Here is a 22,195-nt window from a genome sequence, read left to right as displayed (position 1 = left end):
TCCTGTGAAAATCCTGAGGGAAAGAGGCCAAAAGCCCTTAAGACTCGGCGTAGGCCCCAAGGGCGCGGAAGCGGCGGTAGCGGTCCTGGTAAAGGGCTTCTGGGCTAAGGGCTTTCAGCTCTTCCAAGGTCCGCAAAAGGGCTTCCTTCACGTTCTGGATGGCCCGGTCCGGGTCCTTGTGGGCCCCGCCCTCGGGCTCGGGGACAATAGCGTCCACTACCCCCAAGGCCAAGAGGTCTTGGGCCGTGAGCTTAAGGGCCTCCGCCGCCTTGGGGGCCTCCTTGGCGTCCCGCCAGAGGATGGCGGCGCAGGACTCGGGGCTAATCACCGAGTACCAGGCGTTTTCCAGGATCAGCACCCGGTTGGCCACCCCGATGGCCAAGGCCCCCCCGCTCCCCCCCTCCCCCAGGATCACGGCGATGGCGGGCACCCTTAGGCGTCCCATGCGCTGGATGCTCTGGGCGATGACCCAGGCCTGGCCCCGCTCCTCGGCGGAAACCCCAGGGTAGGCCCCTGGGGTGTCAATGAAGCTGATGAAGGGGTAGCCGAAGCGGTCCGCCAGGTCCATGAGGCGCATGGCCTTGCGGTAGCCCTCAGGGTGGGGCATGCCGAAATTGCGCTGGAGGTTCTCCTTGGTGTCCCGCCCCTTCTGGTGGCCCACCACCACCACCTTCTGCCCCTCCAGGTAGGCGAGCCCCCCCACGATGGCGGGGTCATCGGCGAAGGCCCGGTCCCCGTGGAGTTCCAGGAAGTCCTGGAAGGCCTTGGCCAACACGTCCAAGGTGGTGGGCCGCCCTGGGGCCCGGGCGAGCTGCACCCGCTGCCACGGGGTGAGGTTGCCGTAGATCTCCTGCTTAAGCCGCGCCAAGCGCTCCTCCAGAAGGCGGATCTCCGCCTCAAGGTCCACGCCCGTGGTGCGGGCGGTTTCCTTGAGTTCCTGGATGCGCTTTTCCAGTTCCAGGATGGGCTTTTCAAACTCCAGGGGCATAGGGGACTCCAGGGTGCAGGTGGCGCAGGGCCTGGACCAGCTCCGCCTTAAGCCGGCGGCGGTCCGTGACCCGGTCCACCATGCCGTGCTTCAGGAGGAACTCCGCGCGCTGGAAGCCCTCGGGGAGCTCCTGGCGGATGGTCTGGCGGATGACCCGGGGCCCGGCGAAGCCGATGAGGGCCCCGGGCTCGGCGAAGATGACGTCCGCCAAGGCGGCGAAGCTGGCCGTGACCCCGCCCGTGGTGGGGTCGGTGAGGACGGAAACGTAGGGCAGGCGTTTGGCCCACAGGAGGTCCAGGCTCATCACCGTCTTGGCCATCTGCATGAGGGAAAGGGCCGCCTCCTGCATCCTGGCCCCCCCCGAGGCGGCCACGATGACGAGGGCCCTCCCCTCCTCCGCCGCCCGCTCCACCCCCCGGGCGATCTCCTCCCCCACCACGCTCCCCATGGAGCCGCCGGCGAAGGCGTAGTCCATGACCAAAAGGACGCTCGGCACCCCCCCGATGGCGCAGGTGCCGCCTACGATGGCGTCCTTGCGCCCCGTCTCCTTCTGGTAGGTCTGGAGGCGCTCGGCGTAGGGCTTGGTGTCCACGAAGCCCAAGGGGTCCAAGGGGGCGAGGCGGGTGGTCTCCTGGAAGGTACCGGGATCGGCCAGCATGGCCACCCGCTCGGCGGCGGGCATGCGGTGGTGGTGGCCGCACTTGGGGCAGACGTAGAGGTTTTCCTTAAACTCCTTTTTGTAGAGCTGGGCCCCGCAGGCCTCGCACTTGGTCCAAAGCTCGGGGACGTCCCGGTTCTCCCCGCTCGGGCGCTTGCGGCGGAAAAGCCTCTCTAAGGCCACGCTACGCCTCCTTGGGGGCCTCGAGGGCCCGGCTTTCCCCAGCCAGGCTCTGGCCGATGAAGACCGCCCCCGCCTCCACGTCCAAGGCCTGGGCCCGCACGCTCCCCGTAAAGCGGGCCGTTTTGGAAAGGGCCACCTTTCCGGCCACGATGTCGGCCTTAACCTCCCCGTGGATCTGGACCGCCTGGGCCTCTATGCGCTCCCCCTCTATGCGGCCCGTGCGCCCCACCTCCAGTTCCCCTTCCACGTACACCGAGCCCCGGACCAGGCCGTCTATACGCACCTGGCCCTTGGCCTTGAGGTCGCCCAGGACCTCGGTTTCGGGGCCCAGGTAGGTGAGGGGGTTCTGCTTCCTTGCGAGCATCCGCCCCATTTTACCGGCCCACCCAAGCGGGGGAAAGGTAGGGCCTGGGGTCCACGGGAACGCCGTAGCGGTAGACGCCGTAGTGCAGGTGGGGCCCCGTGGAGCGGCCCGTGGAGCCCACGTAGCCCAAAACCTGCCCCCGTTCCACCCGTTCCCCAGGCCGCACCAGGACACGGGAGAGGTGGCCATAAAGGGTCTGGTAGCCCTGGGCGTGGTCCAGGAGGACGGCAAGGCCATAGGGCCCCATCCAGCCCACCCGGGCCACCACCCCGCCGCCCGGGGCGTAGACCGGCGCCCCGTAGGGAGCGGAAAAGTCCAACCCGTCGTGGAACTCCCAGCCGGGTCCAAAGGGGTTCTTGCGGGTGCCGAAGTAGGAGGTGATGCCCCCATAGCCCCGCAAGGGAAGCCCCCGGGGAAGGCTCGCCTCAATCTCCAAGGTGCGCTCCAAGGCTGGGACGATTTCCTGAAGTTGGTTCTGCAGGTCCAACACCGTGGCCCGCACCTCCGCCCACCCCGCCATGGCCCCCCCGCCCTTGCCCCCCTCCTGGTAGCGCACGGGAAGGGCATTGATGGGGGAAAGCCCGGCGCGGCGGCGAAGCTCATCTATGGCCTTTTTTAAGGCTGCCAGTTCCGCCTTGGTGCGCTCTGCCTCCTGGGAAAGCGCCCCGTTTTTGGCCTTTTCCGCCTCCAGGGCCAGGGAAAGCCTCCGGGCCTCCTGGGCCAGGGAGCGCATTCTGGCCTCCAAATCCCGGGCCTCCTTGGCTCGGTGCCAGAAATAAAGGTTGGCCCCGCTCCAAAGCACCAAAAAGGCCAAAAGGAGGAGGGCTACCCAGCCGGGAAGGCTCCAGGCATGGCTCCCCCCACCGCTTCGGGCGAGAAGGAGGGTGTAGCGCACGGGCCGCCTTTTCATCCCGCTAGAGTTTACCCTATCCCACCGCCTCCAAAACGAGGGGCAAGGGGCTTGCCGTTTCCCCCAAGACGAAGGCCTGCCGAAGGTGGTCCAAGGCCTCCTCCACCCCCTGTCCCCGGTGGTAGAGGAGGGCCAGGGCCTCCCCCTTGGCCACCCGGTCCCCAGGCTTTTTCAGGAGGTAAACCCCCACCCCGTGGTCAATGGCCTCGCCCTTCTTGCGCCGCCCACCCCCCAGGGCCAGTACCGCCAGGCCCACCCGGTAGGCGTCCACCTCCCGCACCACCCCGGCCTCCTGGCACAAAAGGGGTAGCTCCTCCCCAAGGGGCAGAAGGGAGAAGTCCTCCACCACCTTGGGGTCCCCCCCTTGGGCCTTGAGGAAGGCCGCGAACTTTTCCAAAGCGGCCCCGCTTTCCAGGGCCTTTCGGGCGAGGCTGGGGTCCAGGCCCTCGAGGCGCAAGGCCTCCTCCGCCAGGCGCAACGCCACCCCCACCAGGTCCTCGGGGCCTTCCCCCCGGAGGGCCAAAATGGCCTCCCGCACCTCTATGGCGTTCCCCACCGCCCGGCCCAAGGGAGCCTCCATGCTGGTGAGGAGGGCCTTCACCCGCCTGCCCGCCCCTTGGCCGATCTCCACCATGGTCCGGGCCAGGAGGCGGGCCTCCTCCAGGGTCTTCATGAAGGCCCCCTTGCCCACCTTCACGTCCAAAACGATGCTCCGCGCCCCAGCGGCCAGCTTTTTGCTCATGATGGAACTGGCGATGAGGGGAATGCTCTCCACGGTGGCGGTCACGTCGCGAAGGGCGTAAAGCTTCCCGTCCAGGGGGGCGAGGTCGGGGCTTTGGGCGGCGATGACAAGGCCCACCCGCCGGGCCCTTTCCAAAAACTCCGCCTCCGTCATCTCCCCCCGCCAGCCGGGCACGGACTCCAGCTTGTCAATGGTCCCCCCGGTGTGGGCCAGGCCCCGGCCGGACATCTTGGCGAAGGTGCAGCCGCTGGCGGCCAGGATAGGCCCCACCACCAGGCTCACCTTGTCCCCCACCCCCCCGAGGAGTGCTTGTCCACGGGGTGGGGCAGGCCCGAAAGGTCCAGGACCTTCCCGGAGTAGGCCATGGTTTCCGTGAGCCAAAGGGTTTCCTCCCGGTCCAGGCCCCGGAGGAAGGCGGCCATGAGCCAGGCGGCCACCTGGTAGTCGGGGACCTCGTCCTTCAGGTAGCCCAGGAGGAAGGCCTTGAGGTCTTCCTCCCGGTGCTTCCCTCCTTCCCGCTTCTCGCGGATGAAAAGCACGGGGTTCATGGGCCCATGCTACGCCAAAGCCAGGACCCCCCGGTACCGCTTCGGCCTGGCGGAGTACGAGGGCTCCCTCCAGGCCCTAGGAGGCGTGGAGCCCTTGGAAAGGGAGGCTTGCCGGAAGGCGCCCCCTAGGGCCAAAGCGCGCCGTAGCCGTGGCCCGGCTGGCACGGCGCTTCGCCGAAACCCCAGGCGGCCAGGCCCTAGGCCTTGCCCACGGAGCCGAAAAGCTCCATGCGGCTTTTCACCACCTCCTTCACCGCCTCCCGGGCCGGGCCCAGGTACTTCCTTGGGTCAAACTCCTTGGGGCTTTTCCCTAGGGTTTCCCGGATGAGGGCGGTGAAGGCCAGGCGCAGGTCGGTGTCGGTGTTGATCTTGGCCACGCCCAGGGCGATGGCCTTCCTGATGTCCTCGGGGTGGATGCCCGCCGCCTCCCCGATCTCCCCCCCGGCGGCGCGGAAACGCTCCACGAGCTCGGGCGGCACGGCGCTCGCCCCGTGGAGGACGAGGGGGGCGGGGACGAGCTTTGCGATGCGCTCCAGGCGGGGGTGGTCAATGAAGGGGCGGCCCTTCCCCTTGTAGGCCCCGTGGCTGGTGCCGATGGCCACCGCCAGGTAGTCGGCCCCGGTGCGCTCCATGAAGAGGCGGGCCTCCTCGGGGTTGGTGAGGAGGGCGTCCTTCTCGTCCACGGCCACGTGCTCCTCAATCCCCGCCAGGCGGCCCAGCTCCGCCTCCACCGTGACCCCCACGGCGTGGGCCGCCTCCACCACCCGCCTGGTCTCCCGGACGTTCGTCTCAAAGTCCTCGTGGGACTTGTCAATCATGACGCTGGTGAAGCCCTCCCGGAGGGCCTTGAGGACGCTCTCGTAGCTGGAGCCGTGGTCCAGGTGGATGGCCACGGGCACCCGCGCCTCCTTGGCCAGGGCCACCGCCATCTGGGTGAGGGCGCGGCCCCCGTACTTCATGGCCCCCTCGGAAAGGGCCAGGATCACCGGGCTCCTAAGCTCCTCGGCGGCCTCGAGGATGGCCTGGGTGAACTCCATGTTGTTGGTGTTGAAGGCCCCCACCCCGTAGCCCTCGGCCCGCGCCTTCTTGAGGATTTCCAGTCCCGTCACCAGCATAAACGCCTCCGCCCGGGATTATACCCCGGGCGTGGAAGCGTGGAAACCAGCCCTAGTAGGCCTGTCCCGTGGCCTTGGTGAGGAGGAGGCGGAACTCGTGGGGGCTGGTGGCGGCGGAGAGGGCGTCCTCCAGGGAGATGAGCCCCTGGGTGTAGAGCTCCACCAGGTGCTGGTCAAAGGTACGCATGCCGTGGATGCCCCCTTCCATCATGGCCTCCTTGATCTGGGGCGTCTTGTCCTCGTCCTTGATGAGCTCCCGCACGTAAGGGGTGGCGATGAGGATCTCGAGGGCCAGCACCCGCCCCTGCCCGTCCGCCCGGGGCAGGAGGCGCTGGGAGAGGATGCCCAGGAGGGACTCCGCCAGGAGGATGCGCACCTGCTGGTGCTCGTGCAAGGGAAAGAACTCAATGATGCGGTTGATGGTGCGCCAGGCGTCCAGGGTGTGGAGGGTGGAAAGGACCAGGTGCCCGGTCTGGGCGGCCATCAGGGCGGCCTCCACCGTCTCCTTGTCCCGCATCTCCCCGATGAGGATCACGTCGGGGTCCTGGCGCATGGCATACTTGACCCCGGAGTAGAAGCTATCCGTGTCCAGCCCCACCTCCCGCTGCACCACCAGGCTCTTCTTGTGCTTGTGCAAAAACTCTATGGGGTCCTCAATGGTGATGATGTTCTTGGCGTAGTGCAGGTTGATGTGGTCAATGAGGGCCGCTAAGGTGGTGCTCTTGCCGCTTCCCGTGGGCCCGGTAACCAGGATAAGGCCCCGCTCCTTGGCCGCCAGGTTTTCCAGAACCTCCCGGGGCAGGCCCAAGGCCTCAAAGCTGGGGATGACCTCCGCCACCACCCGCATCACCAGGCCAAAACTGCCCCGCTGCCTGAGGAGGTTACAGCGGAAGCGGGCCACCCCGGGGATGGTGTAGGCGAAGTCCATCTCCTTGCGGTACTCCAGCTCCTCCTGCTGCTCAGGGGTTAAGAGGGCCCGGACGATGGCCTCGGTGTCCTTAGGGGTAAGGGGCCGGTTGCCAAAGGGCCTAAGCTTCCCGTCCACCCGGACCACCGGAGGGGCCCCCGCCTGCAGGTGGATGTCCGAGGCCCGGGCCTGGACCATGGCCTTAAGCATCTCCAAGAGGCTTTGCTTCCCCTCGGAAAGGGCCTCGCTCATGGGTGGACCTCCAGGTTATCAATAAGCCGCACCTCGGGAAAACGCCCGGCCACGATGCCTCTAGCCCCCTTCACCCAGTCGGAAAGGGGAAGAAGGGTTTCGGGGTGCACCAGGGCCAGGTAGTCCTTCTTAAACTCGGGCACCTCCGCCAAAACCGCCTCTCCCGCCCTCAGGGCCTCGGCCACGCTTCCACCCCCCTGGGCCACCTCCCGCATGGCGGAAAGGGCCCTATAGAGCACGGTGGCCTTCTTGCGGGTCTCGGGGGAAAGGTACACGTTGCGGCTGGAGAGGGCCAAACCGTCCTCCTCCCGCACCGTGGGCACCCCCACCACCTCTATGGGAAAGCCCAAATCCCGCACCATCTTGCGGATCACGAGGAGTTGCTGGTAGTCCTTCTCGCCAAAATAAGCCCGCCCAGGTCCCACCAGGAGGAAGAGCCGGGCCACCACCGTGGCCACCCCTTGGAAGTGGCCGGGGCGCACCTCCCCCTCCCAAAGGGCGGTGAGGGGACCTTCCACCTGGAGCCGGGTGGAAAAGCCCTTAGGGTACATCTCCTCCACGCTGGGGGCGAAGAGGAGGTCGACCCCCGCTTCCCGCAAAAGGGCCTGGTCCCGCTCCAGGTCCCGGGGGTAGCGGTGGTAGTCCTCCCCGGGTCCAAACTGCAAGGGGTTCACAAAGATGGAGACCGCCACGAAGGGGTTTTCCGCCCGGGCCCTTTCCACCAAGGCCAGGTGGCCGGCGTGAAGGTAGCCCATGGTGGGCACGAAGCCCACCCCTTCCCGGGGCAAGGCCGTCCGGAGTTCCGCCACGGTGCGGACCACGTTCACGGGGGCTAGTATACTTGCCCCGTGGGGAAGAGGAAACGGGAGGAGAAGCTGAAGAAAAAGGCCCTAAAGGAGTGGGAGGCACGCCGGCCCAAGACCTTCCGCGAGGCCCTAAGGTATTTCCCCGGGGTGTTCCTGCGCACCACCTTGGTCATGGCGGGGGCGGTGAGCCTCATCCTGTTGGCGGCGGCCTTGGGGCTTAAGGTGGCGGAAAGCTTCTGGTTCCAGCTTCTCGTCTACCTGGGCTTTTACCTGGCCTTCCAGCGCTTCATCATGGGGCCCTTGGCCCCGCCCCGCATCAAGTAGTTAAAGCCTTTCGGCGTCGGCCCAGAAGCCCTCGAGGTCGTAGTACTCCCGGGCCTCGGGGGTCATGAGGTGGACCACCACCTCCCCGTAGTCCAGGACCACCCAGCGGGGGCTTTGCCCCTCCGTGGGCCTAGGGCGTAGACCCTCCTCCTCCAGCCTCTCCTGAACGTGCCGCTCCAGGGCCTGGAGGTGCGGGGTGCTGGTGGCGCTCGCCACCACGAAGTAGTCCAAGCTCTCGGAAATAGCCCTGAGGTCCAGGGCCACCACGTTCTCCGCCTTTTTTTCCCAAAGAAGGTCCTTAATGCGTCCGACCAGCTCTACCGCCTCCTTGGTCTTCACCATCTAACCTCATTGTAGCAAGTCCTTCCCCAACTCCACCACCACGCCCGAAAGGGGCCTATGGGGAGCGAGGAGGGGGAGGTGGAAAAGCTCGGCGTAGTAAGCCCCAGCCACGGGGTCTCGGGTGTAGACGGCGCTCCTCTCCACCTCCGCCTCCTCTAGGCCTGGCACCACCCCTTCCCTTTGCAAAAGGGCCTGCCCCCAGCGCAAAAGCGCCTCCTCTCCCCGCAACACCACCGGCACGTCCGGGGGGGCCAAGGGAGGGGTTTCCCCAAAGAAAGCGGCGAGGAAACGGGCCCGGGCCCCCTCGTCCACGTAGAGGAAGGTGCCGGGGCCCTCCCGGGTGGGCAGGGTGGCCAGGGAAACCTTAAGCCCCTGGACGGCGGGCAGGTGGCCTAGGACCTCCTCCAGGGTAAGGTCGGTGTCCAGCTGGGCCCAGGCCTCCCGCAGGGCCAAGGCTAAGGCGGGCCAGGTGCGGGGGTCTTGGGCTTTCCGCAAGACCTGGACCAACACCTCCTTGATGCGGTCCAGCCGGGCGTAGTCCCCCAGGGCATCGTGGCGGAAGCGCATGTACTTCACCGCCTCCTCCCCGTTTAGGTGGAGGCGGCCCGCGGGGAAGTCGATGAAGAGCTTGGCCGCCCGGTCGGTGTAGCGCATGGGCCTTTCCAAATAAACCTCCACCCCACCCACGGCGTCCACCACCCGGGCCACGCTCTCCAGGGTGAGGATGAGGTGCCTTTCCACCACCATCCCCGTGGCCTCGGCCACCGCCCGCTTCAAGAGCTCCGCCCCGCCCCGGCCGTAGGCGGCGTTCACCTTGCCCCCCACCAGGGGGCTATAGAGGTCCCGGGGGATGGCCACCCCCTTGGCCTCCTGGCCCCTTACGCGAACGTAGAAGAGGGTGTCCGTGCGGGAGCCGGGGCCGCAAGGGGTGTGGTAGCCGCAGTACTCTATGTCCCGGGCCGCCACCACCACCCCCATCTCCGGCAACGCCCCCACCCTTGTGGGGCGCACCGCCGCTTCCTCCTTGGGGCGGGGCAGGGAGAGTACCCCCCCAAGGGCGAAAAGCGCCAAGGCCAAGAGGAGGAAGGAAACCCTAGGGCGCATGCCGGAGGCTCTCGTACACCTCCAGGGTCCTGGGATGGACAGGAACGCCCTTGCCCTGGAGGTAGTCCACCTTGTTGACCACCGCCTTCCGGTAGGCCTCCCAAAGCCTCCCCGAAAGGGCGAGCTCCCGGATCTCCCCGTTCACCCCCCTCCCCGGCTCGGAAACGTCGGCCACGTAGAGGGCCATGCCCAGGGCGTTTTCGGGAGGTACCCCGTACACGTGCCCTTCTATGGCCTCCAGGACCTCGAGGTCCTCCACCCCCCACGCCTCCGCGAGCCTCCGTGCCGCCCGGCCGTGGAGGGCCAAGGGGTGGGCCTTTTCCACCTCGTTCTCCGGGGGGGCCAGGCGCACAAGCTCCTCCAAGGGAAGGTCCCGGGCGGCGTCGTGGAGAAGCCCCGCCAGGTAGGCCCGCTCGGGGTCTAAGCCGTTTCGCTCGGCGATGGCCCGGGCGAGCTCCGCCACCCGCAGGATGTGCGCCCACCGCTCGGGACGCACCAAGGGCTTTACCTTCTCCACCAGCTCAGCGGTAAAGGGCGTGCTTTTCAAGGTACACCTCCACGGCCCGGGGCACCCAGTAGCGCACGGAAAGCCCCTGGCGGATGCGCCGCCGGATCTCGGTGCTGGAGATGCCCACCTCCGGCACCCAAAGGGGCACCACGGGCACGGGCATGGCCTCCAAAGGATACCCCGGGCGGGCCACGGCCACCAGGGTGGCGAGCTCGTGGAGCCGGTGCCCTTCCTTCCAGGTGAGGACGTCCCGGTAAGCGTCAGCCCCGGTGATGAAGAAGAGCTCGTCCTCGGGGAAAAGCCTCCGGGCTTCCTCCAGGGTATCCACGGTGTAGCTGGGCCCAGGGCGGTCCAGCTCCAGCCTCGAGGCCCCAAACCTCCGGTCCTCCGCCGTGGCCAAGAGGACCATCTCGTACCGGGCCTCGGGAGGGGCCACGGGGGTCTTGTGGGGCGGGCGGGCGGCCACCACGAAGAGGACCTGGTCCAGGCCCAGGGCGCTCGCCGCCTCGCTGGCGGCGAGGAGGTGCCCCAGGTGGATGGGGTCAAAGGAGCCGCCGAACAGGCCGATCCGCACCCTAGCCCTCCGGGATGTACTCAAACTCCATTCCCCCAAGGCGGACCACGTCCCCCGCCCGCACCCCCTTGGCCCGGAGGGCCGCCTCCACCCCGTGGCGCTTGAAGACTTCCTGCAGATACCCCGCCGCCTCGGCCAGATCGCCTTTAATCCGCTTCAGGTAGCGCTCCACCTCGGGGGCCCGCACCTCGTAGACCCCCTCGGCCACGGGCACCACCTCCACCCCCGCCCGCACCTCCTGGCGGAAGGCGGGCTTGGGAAGCTCGGGGGCCGGGGTGGCCTGAACCAGGCCCCAAAGGGCTTCCTTTAGGGCGTCCAACCCCTCCCCGGTTAGGGCGCTCACCGGCAGGACGGGAAGGCCCTCGGGAAGGAGCTCCGCCACCTTGGCCTCCACCTCCTTGGGGGTAAGGAGGTCCACCTTGTTCAAGGCGATGAGGGCCGGGCGGAGGAGGAGGGCGGGGTCGTAGGCGCCGACCTCCTGGCGCAAGGTGGCGAGGGTCCGCCTGGGTTCCTCCGTGGCGTCCAAAACGTAAAGGAGGACCCGGGTGCGGCCGATGTGGCGCAGGAACTCCAGGCCCAAGCCCCGGCCTTGGCTCGCCCCCTCAATGATCCCGGGGATGTCCGCCAGGGTGAAGCGGGCCTCCTCGGAAAGCTCCACCACCCCCAGGTTGGGGCTTAGGGTGGTGAAGGGGTAAGGGGCGATCTTGGGGTGGGCGCGGGTGGTGGCCGCAAGGAGGCTGGACTTGCCGGCGTTGGGGTAGCCCACAAGGCCCACGTCGGCGATGAGCATGAGCTCAAGCCGGAGCCGGCGCTTTTCCCCCTCCTCCCCCGCCTCGGCGAAGCGGGGGGCCTGGCGGGTGGGGGTGACGAAGTGGACGTTCCCCCGCCCCCCTTCCCCGCCCCGGGCCACCAGGAGGACCTCCCCTTCCTGGGTTAGGTCGCCCAGAAGCTCCCCGGTGTCGGCGTCGTAGACCCGGGTCCCCCGGGGCACCTCAATGTAAAGGTCCCTGCCGGAGCGGCCGTGCTGGCCGCTTCCCTTGCCGTGCTCCCCGTCTTCGGCCTTGTAGGTGCGCTTGGGGAGCTCGGAAAGGGAGTCCACGCTCCCCCGGGCCCGCAGGTACACGCTCCCCCCCCGCCCCCCGTCCCCGCCGTCCGGCCCCCCCTTGGGCACGAACTTTTCCCGGCGGAAGGAAACGGCGCCGTCGCCGCCCCTGCCGGCGGCGACGGTGATGAGGAGAACGTCTTGGAACACCTTACGCCAAGGGGCGCACGTGCACGTACCGGCCTAGACGCCCCTTGTCCTGGAACTCCACCACCCCGTCCACCAGGGCGAAGAGGGTGAAGTCCCGGCCCATGCCCACGTTCTTTCCGGGCTTGAACTTGGTGCCCCGCTGGCGGACCAGGATGTGGCCCGCCCGCACCACCTGGCCGCCGTAGCGCTTCACGCCCAGGCGCTTGGCCTGGGAGTCGCGGCCGTTTTTGGTAGAACCTAGACCCTTTTTATGCGCCATGGCTCACCCCTGGATTTCCTTGATGAGGATCTCGGTGTAGGGCTGGCGGTGCCCCTTCTTGCGCCGGTACTGGACCTTGGCCTTGAACTTGGAGATGGTGATCTTCTTGCCCCGGCCGTGGGCCAGCACCTCGGCCACCACCTTGGCCCCTTCCACGAAGGGGGTCCCTACCCGCGTGCCCTCGCCCCCCAAGAGCAGGACGGGGAGCTCCACCTGGCTGCCGGGCTCGGCGGCCAGCTTCTCCACCCTGAGCTTAAGCCCGGGCTCCACCCGGTACTGCTTTCCACCCGTCTTGACGATGGCAAACATAGCCTTCCCCTTCCCGAAGCCCCAGAGGGCCTACCGGTCTTCCACTATACCCAAGCGGGAGGCTTCCCGCAAGCGGAAGCCCCCCTTGCGGGGGGCTTTCTGGTGGAGCCGAGGGGATTCGAACCCCTGACCTCCTCAATGCCATTGAGGCGCGCTCCCAACTGCGCCACGGCCCCAGGCAACGCCTATGGTACCGGGGGGAGGGCCAGTTGTCAACGGGGCCAGAGGCCAATCAAAAGGGCCAAGGCGGCGAAGACCACCCCTAGGACGACGGTGAGGCGGTAAAGCCCCCCGGTGACGCCGCGGGCGGAGAAAAGGTCGGTGGAGGCGCCCATGAGGTCCCCCGCCCCCTGCCTGGGCTCCTGCACCAGGACCAGGTAGACCAAAAGCCCGGCCACGCCGAGGTAAAGGAGGATGACTAGGGTGTAGAGGAAGTCCATACCCCTACCACTTTAGCGCCCTTGGGCGGGGGTGTCCACCCTGGCATGATGGGGGCATGGACCTGGCAGCGATCCACGCCGCCTTCCGCCGCATCGCCCCCTACACCCACCGCACCCCCCTTCTCACCTCGAGGCTCCTGGACGCCCTCCTGGGGAAGCGCCTCCTCCTCAAGGCCGAGCACCTGCAAAAGACGGGGAGCTTCAAGGCCCGGGGGGCCCTTTCCAAGGCCCTCACCCTGGAAAACCCCAAAGGCCTCCTGGCCCTTTCCAGCGGCAACCACGCCCAAGGGGTGGCCTACGCCGCCCGGGTCCTCGGGGTCAAGGCCCTCCTCGTCATGCCCGAGGACGCAAGCCCCTTCAAGAAGGCGGCAGCCCGGGCCTACGGGGCCGAGGTGGTGGACCGAGGCGTCACGGTGGAGAACCGGGAAGCGGTGGCCCAAGCCCTCCTCCAGGAAACGGGCTACGCCCTCGTCCACCCCTTTGACGACCCCCTGGTGGCGGCGGGGCAGGGCACGGTGGGCCTAGAGCTTTGGGCCCAAGCGGGGAAAAGGGGGGTTTTCCCCGAGGCGGTCCTGGCCCCCGTGGGCGGGGGTGGGCTCCTCGCCGGCATCGCCACCGCCATCAAGGCCCTCTCCCCCACCACCCGGGTCTATGGGGTGGAGCCCGTGGGAGCGGACGACGCCCGGCAAAGCCTCCTCAAGGGGGAGATCGTGCGTTTGGCCGAGCCTCCCAAGACCCGGGCGGACGGGGTGCGCACCCTAAGCCTGGGGCGCTTCACCTTCCCCATCCTGCGGGAAAAGGTGGACGGCATTTTCGCCGTGAGCGAGGAGGCGATCCTCGAGGCCGAACGCCTCCTCTTCACCCGCACGAAGCAGGTGGTGGAGCCCACGGGGGCCCTGCCCTTGGCGGCGGTGTTGGAACACGGGGCAAGCCTTCCCGAAACCCTGGCCCTGGTGCTTTCCGGGGGCAACCGGGACTTCTCTCCCTAGGAGGGAGGAGTAAGCTTACCCCGTGATTGTCAAGGAAGCGCTTCTTCCCATAGAAGAGGTGGCGGCCAAGCTCGGCCTAGGCCGCGAGCGGCTTTACCTCTACGGCCCCCACATGGCCAAGGTCCTGGGCGAGCCCCCTAAGGCCAAGGGGCGGCTCATCCTGGTCACCGCCATCACCCCCACCCCGGCGGGGGAGGGCAAGACCACCACGGCCATCGGCCTGGTGGACGCCCTGTGGCGGCTCGGCAAGCGGGCCGCCTTGGCCCTTCGGGAGCCCTCCTTGGGCCCGGTCTTCGGGGTGAAAGGCGGGGCCACGGGGGGCGGGAAGGCCCGCATTGAACCCCGGCACGAGATCAACCTGCACTTCACCGGGGACTTCCACGCCGTGACCTCGGCGGTGAACCTCCTCAACGCCCTCTTGGACAACCACCTGCACCAAGGGAACGAGCTCGGGATTGACCCGAGGCGCATTGAGCTCAAGCGGGCGATTGACATGAACGACCGGGCCCTGCGCCACATCGTCCTGGGCCTGGGGGGCAAGGCCCACGGGGTGCCCCGGGAAGGGGGGTTTGAGCTCACCGTGGCCAGCGAGGTCATGGCCCTCATGAGCCTGGCCCGGGACTTCAAAGACCTCAAGCGGCGGCTTGGGGAGATCCGCCTGGGCTTCACCCTGGAGGGCAAGCCGGTCTACGCCAAGGACCTGGGGGCGGTGGGGGCCATGGCCGCCCTCCTCCGCCAGGCCTTCCTGCCCAACCTGGTGCAGACAGCGGAGGGGAACCCCGCCTTCGTCCACATGGGGCCCTTTGGCAACATCGCCCACGGCACCAACTCCGTGCGGGCGAGCCTTTACGCCCTGGGCCTGGCGGACTACGTGGTCCAGGAGGCGGGCTTCGCCACGGACTTGGGCATGGAGAAGTTCATGAACGTGGTGGCCCGCACCGCAGGGCTCATCCCCGAGGCGGTGGTCCTGGTGGCCACCCTCCGGGCCCTGCGCTACCACGGGGGGCAGGACGCCTACGAGATGCCCGACCCGAAGGCGGTCAAGGAGGGCCTGGCCAACCTGGAAAAGCACGTGGAGAACGTGCGGCTTTTCGGCTACACCCCGGTGTTGGCCCTGAACCGCTTCCCCACGGACGCCGAGGAGGAGATCGCCCTGGTGCGGGACTTCGCCCAGGAGAGGGGCCTCCCCTTCGCCCTAAGCGAGGTGTACGCCAAGGGGGGCGAGGGGGGCTTGGCCCTAGCGGAAAAGGTGCTGGAAGCCCTCTCCCTTCCCCACGCCTACCGCCCCCTCTACCCCCTGGAAGCCCCCTTGGAGGAGAAGGTGGCCATCATCGCCAAGGAGGTGTACGGGGCCGAGGGGGTGGAGTGGAGCGAGGAGGCCAAGCGGGCCCTTAAAGCGGCCAAGAAGGAGGGGTGCGAGGCCTTGCCCGTGGTCATGGCCAAGGCGGCCACCTCCCTTTCCGATAACCCCAAGCTCCGGGGCCGGCCCAGAGGCTTCACCGTTCGGGTCACGGACCTAAGGTGCCGCTTTGGGGCGGGGTTTGTGGTGGTCTACATGGGGGGGATTGAGACCCTGCCCGGCCTCCCCAAGGTGCCCCAGGCCCTCCGCATTGACGTGGACGAGGAAGGGAATATCCGGGGGATGGACTACTAGATGCCGTGCCCGTCTGGCCGGCTTTTCTCCACGGGGAGGCCCGTGGCCCCGTGGAAGGCCTCCACCTCCTCCAGGAAGCGGCGGAAGAGGTAGAGGGCGTCGTGGGGGCCTGGGGCCGCCTCGGGGTGGTACTGCACGGAGAAGACGGGGTAACGGGCGTGGGCCATGCCCTCGAGGGTGCCGTCGTTGAGGTTGATGTGGGTGGGGCGGAACTCCTTGAGGGAGTCTATGTCCACGGCGTAACCGTGGTTCTGGCTGGTGATCTCCACCTTGCCCGTGAGGAGGTTCTTCACCGGGTGGTTGGCCCCCCGGTGGCCGAACTTCATCTTGTAGGTGCGCCCCCCCGCCGCCAGGGCCAGAAGCTGGTGCCCCAGGCAGATGCCGAAGGTGGGTAAAAGCCCCATGAGCTTCCAGATGGTCTCGTGGGCGTAGCGGGGCATGGAGGGGTCGCCGGGGCCGTTGCTGATGAGGAGGCCGTGGGGCTCCAGGGCCATGATCTGGCTCGCTGGGGTCTTGCCCGGGACCACGAGGATCTCAAAACCCAAGGCCGCCAGGTTCTCCACGATGGCGTGCTTGATGCCGAAGTCCATGACCACGATGCGCCGCCCGGACTTCAGGGTGGGCCAGGCGTAGGGCAGGGGCGTGGAGACCTCAGGGGTCATATCCCGCCCGTCAATGTCCGTCCAGGCCTTGGCCTCTTGGCGCAACGCCTCCAGCTCTTCCTCCGTGAAGGCGTGGTCGGGGCTACCGTAGAGGCTTGCGTGGGCGATGACCCCCTTCAAGACCCCCCCTTCCCGGATCTTGCGCACCAGGGCCCGGGTGTCTATGCCCTCAATCCCCACTACCCCGTAGAACTCCATGAACTCCCCGATGGTCTGCTGGGCCCGGGGGTTGGAGGCCACGCGGCTGAACTCCTTGGCCACGAAGCCCCGCACCCAGGGGCGGTTGGACTGCATATCGTAAACGTTCACCCCGTAGTTGCCCTGATGGGGGTAGGTCATGACCACGATCTGCCCGTGGTAGCTTGGGTCGGTCATGATCTCCTGGTAGCCGGTCTGGGCGGTGTTGAAGACCACCTCCCCCACCGTCTTCCCCCGGGCGCCGAAGGCGTAGCCGCGGTAGACGGTGCCGTCTTCCAGGACCAAAACGGCGCGCTCCTTCACTCCCGCCATTCCCCCTCCATCCCCGCCATTCTAGCTCCCAAAGGCCCCTGGGGAAAGGTGCTTGATGACGGCGATCTCCCGGCAGTTCTCGTAAAAGGGGCAGGCGTTGCACTCGCTCCACACCTTGGGGGGAAGGGCCTCCCGGCTCGTCACCTGGTAGCCCAGGTTGCGGAAGAAGTTCACCTGGAGCGTCCAGGCGAAGACCCGGGGAAGCCCGAGGTCGCGGGCCTCCCGCTCCGCCCCGAGGACCAGCCAGCGCCCAAGGCCCTGTCCCTGCCGCGCCGGGTGGACGGCGAGGCCCCGGATCTCCGCCAGGTCCCGCCAGAGGACGTGGAGGGCCACGGTGCCCACGATGTGGCCGTCCTCGTCCTCCAGGACCTGGAAGTCGCGGATGTTCTCGTAGAGATGGCTGTGGCTCCGTACGAGCATCAAGCCCTTCTCCGCCCAGTAGCGGATGAGCCAGTAGATGGCGTCCACGTCGCTTAGACGGGCCTTCCTCAGCTCCACGCCCGCCTGGGGGCGCACCTCGGGGAGCGCCGCCGTGGGAAGCTCCAGCTCAAGCAAGGCCCACCTCCTCCTTGGCCTCCAACACCCTCGCCCGCACCGCCTCCGGGGCCGTGCCCCCGTAGGACCGGCGGCGGTGGATGGCGGTTTCCAGGCGCAAAAGGCTTAGGGCGTCCTCGGCGAAGAGGGGGTGGGCTTCCCGTAGTTCTTCCAAGGTAAGGTCCTTGAGGACCCTCCCCTCCTCCACAAGCCGCCGCACCAGCCGGCCCACCACGTGGTGGGCCTCCCGGAAGGGCAGGCCCTTTTCCGCCAGGTAGTCGGCGAGCTCCGTGGCCAGGGAAAACCCCTCTTCCGCCGCCCGCCACATCCTCTCCCGGCGCCACTTCAGGCCCGGCAGAAGGGCGGCGAGGAGCTTGAGGCTATCCCGATAGGTAGCGAGGGCGTCCAGAAGGGGCTCCTTGTCCTCCTGAAGGTCCTTGTTGTAGGCGAGGGGCAGGCCCTTCACCACGGTGGAAAGCCCCACCAAGGCCCCCAGCACCCTCCCCGCCTTGGCCCGGATGAGCTCCAGGATGTCCGGGTTCTTCTTCTGGGGCATGATGGAGGACCCCGTGGCGAAGGCATCGGGGACCTCCACGAAACCGAACTCCTCGGTGCTATAGAGGATGAGTTCCTCCGCCAAGCGGGAAAGGTGGAGCATGCCGATATTCAGGGCGGAAAGGACCTCCAGGGCGAAGTCCCGGCTCCCTACGGCGTCCAGGGAGTTGCGCATGGGGCGGTCAAAGCCGAGTTCCTGGGCCGTGAAGTGGCGGTCTATGGGAAAGCCCGTGCCCGCTAGGGCGGCGGCCCCCAAGGGGCTTTCGTTGAGGCGGGCGCGGGCGTCCCTAAGCCGGCCCGCATCCCGGGTGAGCATCTCGTAGTAGGCCAGGAACCAGTGGGAAAGGAGGATGGGCTGGGCCCGTTGCAGGTGGGTGTAGCCGGGGAGGACGAAGGGGGGCTCTAGGTGCTTCTCCGCCTCCCGCACGAGAACCCGGCGCACCTCCAAAAGGAGCGCCAAAAGCTCGTCTATGGCTGCCCGCAGGAAAAGCCTAAGGTCCGTGGCCACCTGGTCGTTGCGGCTCCGGGCGGTGTGGAGTTTGCCCCCTGGGGGGCCGATGAGCTCCATGAGGCGGGCCTCGAGGTTCATGTGCACGTCCTCCAGGTCCTCCCGCCAGGGAAAGGTGCCCACCTCAATCTCCTCCTCTATCTGGTCCAACCCCTCGAGGATGGCCTTTAGCTCCTCCTCCGAAAGGAGGCCCACCGCCTGGAGCATGCGGGCGTGGACCCGGTTCTGCCAAAGGTCCTCCCGCCAAAGGGCCCGGTCAAAGGCAAGGGAGGCGTTGAAGCGGGCGGCGAGGGCGTCCGGGCCCTCCTGGAAGCGGCCTCCCCAGGTCCTATGCGCCACGCCGCCCCTCCGCCATGGCCCGCACCCTTAGGCGCAGGGCGTTGATCTTGATGAAGCCCTCGGCATCCTTCTGGTCGTAGCCCCCCAGCTCGTCAAAGGACACCAGGTCCTTCTGGTAGAGGCTTTTCTCCGCCTTCCGCCCCACCACGTAAACGTTGCCCTTGTAGAGCTTGAGCCGGGCCACCCCGGTGACGCTTTTCGCCACGTGGTCAAAGTAGGCCTGGAGGGCCTCCCGCTCCGGGGCGTACCAGAAACCGTAGTAGACGAGCTCGGCGTACTTGGGGGAGAGCATGTCCCGCTGGTGCAGGACCTCCCGGTCCAGAGTGAGGCTTTCCACCGCCCGCCGGGCGTGGTAGAGGAGGGTGCCCCCCGGGGTCTCGTAAACCCCCCGGGACTTCATGCCTACGAAGCGGTTCTCCACCAGGTCCACCCGGCCCACCCCGTGCCGCCCCCCGATCTCGTTGAGCCTTTGCAGGAGGGCCGCCGGGGAAAGGCGCTCCCCGTTTACCGCCACGGGGTCCCCCTCAAAAAATTCCACCTCCACGTACTCGGGGGTGTCGGGGGCCTCCTCGGGGTCCACGGTCATGCGGAACATGCCCTTGGGGGGCTCGGCCCAGGGGTCCTCGAGGACCCCCCCTTCGTAGGAAATATGCAGGAGGTTGGCGTCCATGGAATAGGGCTTCTCCTGGGTCACGGGCACGGGGATGCCGTGGGCCTCGGCGTAGGCGATCATCTCCTGCCGCCCCTTAAAGCGCCATTCCCGCCAAGGGGCGATGACCCGAATGTCCGGCTTCAGGGCATAGGCAGTGAGCTCAAAGCGCACCTGGTCGTTGCCCTTCCCCGTGGCCCCGTGGGCGACGGCCTCCGCCCCCTCCTCCTCGGCGATCTTCACCAGGTACTTGGCGATGAGGGGCCGGGCGATGGAGGTGCCCAGGAGGTAGTACCCCTCGTACAGGGGAGCGGCGCGGAACATGGGGAAGACGAAGTCCCGCACGAACTCCTCCTTGAGGTCCAGGGCGATGGCCTTGGAGGCCCCGGTCCTTAGGGCTTTCTCCCTCGCCTCCTCCACCTCCTCCCCCTGGCCGATGTCCGCCGTGAAGGCGATGACCTCGGCGTTATAGGTCTCCTTCAGCCACTTGAGGATGATGCTGGTGTCCAACCCGCCGGAGTATGCCAAGACGATCTTCATGCCAGCTCCCAGTCTACCCCCGGGTGGGGGTGTGCATAAGTATACAAAACCGGGGCGCTACCGCGCCCCGATGGCTTGCAACCTAGGCTATAAGTGAATGGGCTTCTCCCACGCCGCCAAGGCGGCTTCCTTGAGGACCTCCGAAAGGGAAGGGTGGGCGTGGGGGGCGCGGCCTAGGTCCTCGGCGCTCGCCTTGAAGAAGATGGCCAAGGCGGCCTCGGCCAGGACGTCCCCCACCCGTGCCCCGATGCCGTGAACCCCCAGGATGCGGTCGGTCTTGGCGTGGGCCAGGACCTTGATGAAGCCCTCCGTCTCCCCCATGGCCCGGGCGCGGCCCGAGGCAGAGTAGGGGAACTTCCCCACCTTGTAGGGGATGCCCTTCTCCTTTAGCTCCTCCTCCGTGTAGCCCACGCCCGCCACCTCGGGGTGGGTGTAGACCACGCTGGGGATGGCCTGGTAGTCCACGTGGCCGAAGCCCTTGGCCATGTGCTCCACGGCGGCGATGCCCTCCTCGCTTGCCTTGTGGGCCAGCATGGGGCCCCGGACCACGTCCCCGATGGCGTAGATGTGGGGGATGCGGGTCCTCAGGTGCTCGTCCACGGGGATCCGGCCCCGCTCGTCCGTGGAGAGGCCGGCGTTCTCCAGGCCGAGCCCCTCGGTGTAGGGCCTGCGGCCCACGGCCAAAAGGACCCGGTCGGCCTCGAGGACCTCCCCCCCCTCCAGCTCCACCCGCGCCCCCTTGGCCCCGGGGACCACGGCGGTGACCCGCACCCCGGTCCGGATGGTAAGGCCCTCCTTCTTAAAGACCCTCTCCGCCGCCCGGGAAAGCTCGGCGTCCATGGTGGGGAGGATGCGGTCCATGTACTCCAGGATGGTGACCTCCGCCCCCAGGCGGTGCCAAACCACCCCAAGCTCCAGGCCGATGACCCCGCCCCCCACCACGATGAGGCGGCCCGGCACCTCGGGGAAGGAAAGGGCCTCGGTGGAGGTCACCACCCTCTCGTAGTCCACCTGGGCCCAAGGGGGGATGAGGGGGGCGGAGCCGGTGGCGATGAGGATGTAGCGGGCGGTTAGCTCCTCCCCCGTTTCCTCCACCAAGACCTTGCGGTCCGAAAGGAAGCGGGCCGTGCCCTGGTGGCGGGCGACGCCGTTTTTCTTGAAGAGGAACTCAATCCCCTGGGTGTTGGCCTGGACCACCTTGTCCTTGTGGGCGAGGAGGGCGGGGAGGTCTAGGCCCAAGCCCTCCACCTTGGCTCCCAGAAGGCCCTTCTTCACCTCGTAGATGCGCTCGGTGGTCTCCAGGAGGGCCTTGGAGGGGATGCACCCCACCCTAAGGCAGGTCCCCCCCAGGGCCTTCTCCTTCTCCACCACCCCCACCTTCATGCCCAGCTGGGCCGCCCGGATGGCGGCCACATACCCGCCCGGGCCCGCGCCGATAACCAGGAGGTCGTACACCTCACACCTCCAGTAGGAGCCGCACCGGGTTCTCAATGAGCTCCTTCACCCGCCGGAGGAAGGTCACCGCCTCCCGCCCGTCCACGATGCGGTGGTCGTAGGAGAGGGCCAGGTACATCATGGGCCGGACCACCACCTGGCCCTCCCGGGCCACGGGCCTCTCCTGGATGGCGTGCATGCCCAGGATGCCCACCTGGGGTGGGTTGAGGAGGGGGGTGGAGTTGAGGGAACCGTAGATGCCCCCGTTGGTGATGGTGAAGGTGCCCCCCATGAGCTCCTCGGGCTTGAGCTTCTTGGTGCGGGCCCTTTCGGCGAAGTCGGCGATCTGCCGCTCAATCTCGGCGAAGGAGAGGCGGTCGGCGTCCCGGATCACGGGCACCACCAGCCCCTCGCCCCCGCCCACGGCGATGCCGATGTCGTAGTAGCGGTGGTAGACGATGGTGTTGTCGCGGATCTCGGCGTTGAGCTCGGGGATCTCCTTGAGGGCCTGGACCACGGCCTTAACGAAGAAGCTCATGAAGCCGAGCTTCACCCCGTGCTTCTTCTGGAAGGCCTCCCCCAGCTCCTTGCGCAGGGCGATGACGGCGGACATGTCCGCCTCGTTGAAGGTGGTGAGCATGGCCGTGGTCTGCCGCGCCAAAAGGAGGCGCTCGGCGATGCGGCGGCGCAAGGGGGTCATGGGCACCGCCTCGCTCACCCGCCAGGGCTTGTCCGAGGGGGCCTGAAGGGGGGTAGGGGCAGGGCGGGTTTCGGGGACGGGGCGGGCGGGCTCGGGGGCGGGCTTCGCTTGGGCCACCTCCAGGTAACGCTCCACGTCTTCCTTCAGGATGCGCCCCCCTAGGCCCGTGCCCTCCACCGCCTCCGGGGAAACCCCCTTCTCCCTTAGGAGGCGCTCGGCGGCGGGCATGGCCAAGGGGGTTTCCCGCACCGCCTCGGCCTGGGGCGCTTCCGCCTTGGGGGCTTCCGCCCCCACACCCCTTTCCAGGAGGGCGATGGCCTCGCCCACCCGCGCCGTCTCCCCGGTCTTCCTGAGGATTTGCCTTAGGGTGCCGGCGAAGGGGGCAGGGAGTTCCAGGGTGGCCTTGTCGGTGATGAGTTCCACCAAAGGCTCGTCCTGGGCGAAGCTCTCCCCTTCCCGCTTAAGCCAAGCGCCGATTTCCACTTCCACGATGCTTTCGCCCACGGAGGGCACCTTGAGCTCTTCCACCTTTTACC

The 22,195-nt window shown here is 67.8% G+C and carries 24 protein-coding genes, 1 tRNA gene and 1 pseudogene; 3 read left to right on the top strand and 23 right to left on the bottom strand.

What is annotated here, in order from left to right; translation table 11 throughout:
- Positions 1 to 37 precede the first annotated feature (37 nt).
- From A0O31_RS06445 to panC, 8 genes and pseudogenes are all read right to left on the bottom strand, one after another.
- Positions 38 to 988, bottom strand: coding sequence for an acetyl-CoA carboxylase carboxyltransferase subunit alpha (locus A0O31_RS06445; protein ID WP_071677163.1), 951 nt, complete (start codon positions 986 to 988; stop codon positions 38 to 40).
- Positions 972 to 1,829 carry an acetyl-CoA carboxylase, carboxyltransferase subunit beta gene (accD, locus tag A0O31_RS06440; RefSeq protein ID WP_071677162.1) on the bottom strand — a complete coding sequence of 286 codons (858 nt, stop codon included), beginning with the start codon at positions 1,827 to 1,829 and terminating at the stop codon, positions 972 to 974. The genes A0O31_RS06445 and accD overlap by 17 nt, the downstream gene beginning before the upstream one ends.
- Before the next feature lies 1 nt (position 1,830).
- Positions 1,831 to 2,193: a bactofilin family protein gene (locus A0O31_RS06435; protein ID WP_071677161.1), complete on the bottom strand. Its 363-nt coding sequence runs from the start codon at positions 2,191 to 2,193 to the stop codon at positions 1,831 to 1,833.
- A 10-nt stretch (positions 2,194 to 2,203) separates the two neighbouring features.
- Entirely contained in the window at positions 2,204 to 3,103 is a 900-nt protein-coding gene (locus tag A0O31_RS06430; protein WP_071677160.1) for a M23 family metallopeptidase, read from the bottom strand.
- A gap of 16 nt (positions 3,104 to 3,119) precedes the next feature.
- Positions 3,120 to 4,393: pseudogene (locus A0O31_RS06425) on the bottom strand (thymidine phosphorylase).
- A gap of 197 nt (positions 4,394 to 4,590) precedes the next feature.
- Positions 4,591 to 5,508 carry a class II fructose-1,6-bisphosphate aldolase gene (fba, locus tag A0O31_RS06420; protein ID WP_071677159.1) on the bottom strand — a complete coding sequence of 306 codons (918 nt, stop codon included), beginning with the start codon at positions 5,506 to 5,508 and terminating at the stop codon, positions 4,591 to 4,593.
- Positions 5,509 to 5,560: 52 nt separating this feature from the next.
- Positions 5,561 to 6,667 (bottom strand): type IV pilus twitching motility protein PilT, encoded by a 1,107-nt coding sequence (locus A0O31_RS06415; RefSeq protein ID WP_071677158.1) that lies wholly within the window; start codon positions 6,665 to 6,667, stop codon positions 5,561 to 5,563.
- On the bottom strand, positions 6,664 to 7,494 hold the full coding sequence (gene panC, locus A0O31_RS06410; protein ID WP_071677157.1) for a pantoate--beta-alanine ligase: 831 nt from the start codon (positions 7,492 to 7,494) through the stop codon (positions 6,664 to 6,666). Before panC ends, A0O31_RS06415 begins: the two co-directional genes overlap by 4 nt.
- Before the next feature lie 21 nt (positions 7,495 to 7,515).
- On the opposite strand from panC, the gene A0O31_RS06405 reads away from it, so the two are divergent.
- Positions 7,516 to 7,797 (top strand): hypothetical protein, encoded by a 282-nt coding sequence (locus A0O31_RS06405; RefSeq protein ID WP_071677156.1) that lies wholly within the window; start codon positions 7,516 to 7,518, stop codon positions 7,795 to 7,797.
- Here A0O31_RS06405 and rsfS read toward each other — a convergent pair whose 3' ends face one another.
- The 9 genes from rsfS to secG form a co-directional block, all read right to left on the bottom strand.
- Complete coding sequence (rsfS, locus tag A0O31_RS06400) at positions 7,798 to 8,139, bottom strand: ribosome silencing factor (protein WP_071677155.1); 342 nt, start codon at positions 8,137 to 8,139, stop codon at positions 7,798 to 7,800. It lies immediately after the preceding gene.
- 6 nt (positions 8,140 to 8,145) lie between these two features.
- Positions 8,146 to 9,243, bottom strand: a complete 1,098-nt coding sequence (locus A0O31_RS06395; RefSeq protein WP_071677154.1) for an LCP family protein — start codon at positions 9,241 to 9,243, stop codon at positions 8,146 to 8,148.
- Complete coding sequence (gene yqeK, locus A0O31_RS06390) at positions 9,233 to 9,790, bottom strand: bis(5'-nucleosyl)-tetraphosphatase (symmetrical) YqeK (protein ID WP_071677153.1); 558 nt, start codon at positions 9,788 to 9,790, stop codon at positions 9,233 to 9,235. Before yqeK ends, A0O31_RS06395 begins: the two co-directional genes overlap by 11 nt.
- A complete protein-coding gene (gene nadD / locus A0O31_RS06385) occupies positions 9,765 to 10,325 on the bottom strand; it encodes a nicotinate-nucleotide adenylyltransferase (protein ID WP_071677152.1) in 561 nt (186 codons plus the stop codon). The genes yqeK and nadD overlap by 26 nt, the downstream gene beginning before the upstream one ends.
- Before the next feature lies 1 nt (position 10,326).
- Positions 10,327 to 11,577 carry a GTPase ObgE gene (gene obgE / locus A0O31_RS06380; protein WP_071677151.1) on the bottom strand — a complete coding sequence of 417 codons (1,251 nt, stop codon included), beginning with the start codon at positions 11,575 to 11,577 and terminating at the stop codon, positions 10,327 to 10,329.
- A gap of 1 nt (position 11,578) precedes the next feature.
- A complete protein-coding gene (rpmA, locus tag A0O31_RS06375; protein ID WP_071677150.1) occupies positions 11,579 to 11,836 on the bottom strand; it encodes a 50S ribosomal protein L27 in 258 nt (85 codons plus the stop codon).
- Between the two features lie 3 nt (positions 11,837 to 11,839).
- Positions 11,840 to 12,145, bottom strand: a complete 306-nt coding sequence (gene rplU, locus A0O31_RS06370; protein ID WP_071677149.1) for a 50S ribosomal protein L21 — start codon at positions 12,143 to 12,145, stop codon at positions 11,840 to 11,842.
- Between the two features lie 100 nt (positions 12,146 to 12,245).
- A tRNA-Ala gene (locus A0O31_RS06365) sits at positions 12,246 to 12,321 on the bottom strand.
- A gap of 36 nt (positions 12,322 to 12,357) precedes the next feature.
- Positions 12,358 to 12,585, bottom strand: a complete 228-nt coding sequence (gene secG, locus A0O31_RS06360; RefSeq protein ID WP_071677148.1) for a preprotein translocase subunit SecG — start codon at positions 12,583 to 12,585, stop codon at positions 12,358 to 12,360.
- Between the two features lie 56 nt (positions 12,586 to 12,641).
- On the opposite strand from secG, the gene A0O31_RS06355 reads away from it, so the two are divergent.
- Entirely contained in the window at positions 12,642 to 13,574 is a 933-nt protein-coding gene (locus A0O31_RS06355) for a threonine/serine dehydratase family protein (RefSeq protein ID WP_071677147.1), read from the top strand.
- A 22-nt stretch (positions 13,575 to 13,596) separates the two neighbouring features.
- A complete protein-coding gene (locus A0O31_RS06350; protein ID WP_071677146.1) occupies positions 13,597 to 15,228 on the top strand; it encodes a formate--tetrahydrofolate ligase in 1,632 nt (543 codons plus the stop codon).
- On the opposite strand, the gene carA is transcribed toward A0O31_RS06350, so the two are convergent.
- The 6 genes from carA to odhB all read right to left on the bottom strand — a co-directional run bounded on the left by carA (position 15,225) and on the right by odhB (position 22,187).
- Positions 15,225 to 16,400, bottom strand: coding sequence for a glutamine-hydrolyzing carbamoyl-phosphate synthase small subunit (carA, locus tag A0O31_RS06345; protein ID WP_071677145.1), 1,176 nt, complete (start codon positions 16,398 to 16,400; stop codon positions 15,225 to 15,227). The genes A0O31_RS06350 and carA overlap by 4 nt on opposite strands.
- Before the next feature lie 21 nt (positions 16,401 to 16,421).
- Positions 16,422 to 16,955 carry an N-acetyltransferase gene (locus tag A0O31_RS06340; RefSeq protein WP_071677144.1) on the bottom strand — a complete coding sequence of 178 codons (534 nt, stop codon included), beginning with the start codon at positions 16,953 to 16,955 and terminating at the stop codon, positions 16,422 to 16,424.
- A complete protein-coding gene (argH, locus tag A0O31_RS06335) occupies positions 16,948 to 18,336 on the bottom strand; it encodes an argininosuccinate lyase (RefSeq protein ID WP_071677143.1) in 1,389 nt (462 codons plus the stop codon). The genes A0O31_RS06340 and argH overlap by 8 nt, the downstream gene beginning before the upstream one ends.
- On the bottom strand, positions 18,326 to 19,525 hold the full coding sequence (locus A0O31_RS06330) for an argininosuccinate synthase (protein ID WP_071677142.1): 1,200 nt from the start codon (positions 19,523 to 19,525) through the stop codon (positions 18,326 to 18,328). Before A0O31_RS06330 ends, argH begins: the two co-directional genes overlap by 11 nt.
- 87 nt (positions 19,526 to 19,612) lie before the next feature.
- Positions 19,613 to 20,980: a dihydrolipoyl dehydrogenase gene (gene lpdA, locus A0O31_RS06325; RefSeq protein WP_071677141.1), complete on the bottom strand. Its 1,368-nt coding sequence runs from the start codon at positions 20,978 to 20,980 to the stop codon at positions 19,613 to 19,615.
- Position 20,981: 1 nt separating this feature from the next.
- A complete protein-coding gene (gene odhB, locus A0O31_RS06320; RefSeq protein WP_071677140.1) occupies positions 20,982 to 22,187 on the bottom strand; it encodes a 2-oxoglutarate dehydrogenase complex dihydrolipoyllysine-residue succinyltransferase in 1,206 nt (401 codons plus the stop codon).
- Positions 22,188 to 22,195: the final 8 nt, after the last annotated feature.

Source organism: Thermus brockianus (assembly GCF_001880325.1).
GTDB classification, from domain to species: Bacteria; Deinococcota; Deinococci; order Deinococcales; family Thermaceae; genus Thermus; species Thermus brockianus.
This window is presented reverse-complemented; position numbering and strand designations above follow the sequence as displayed.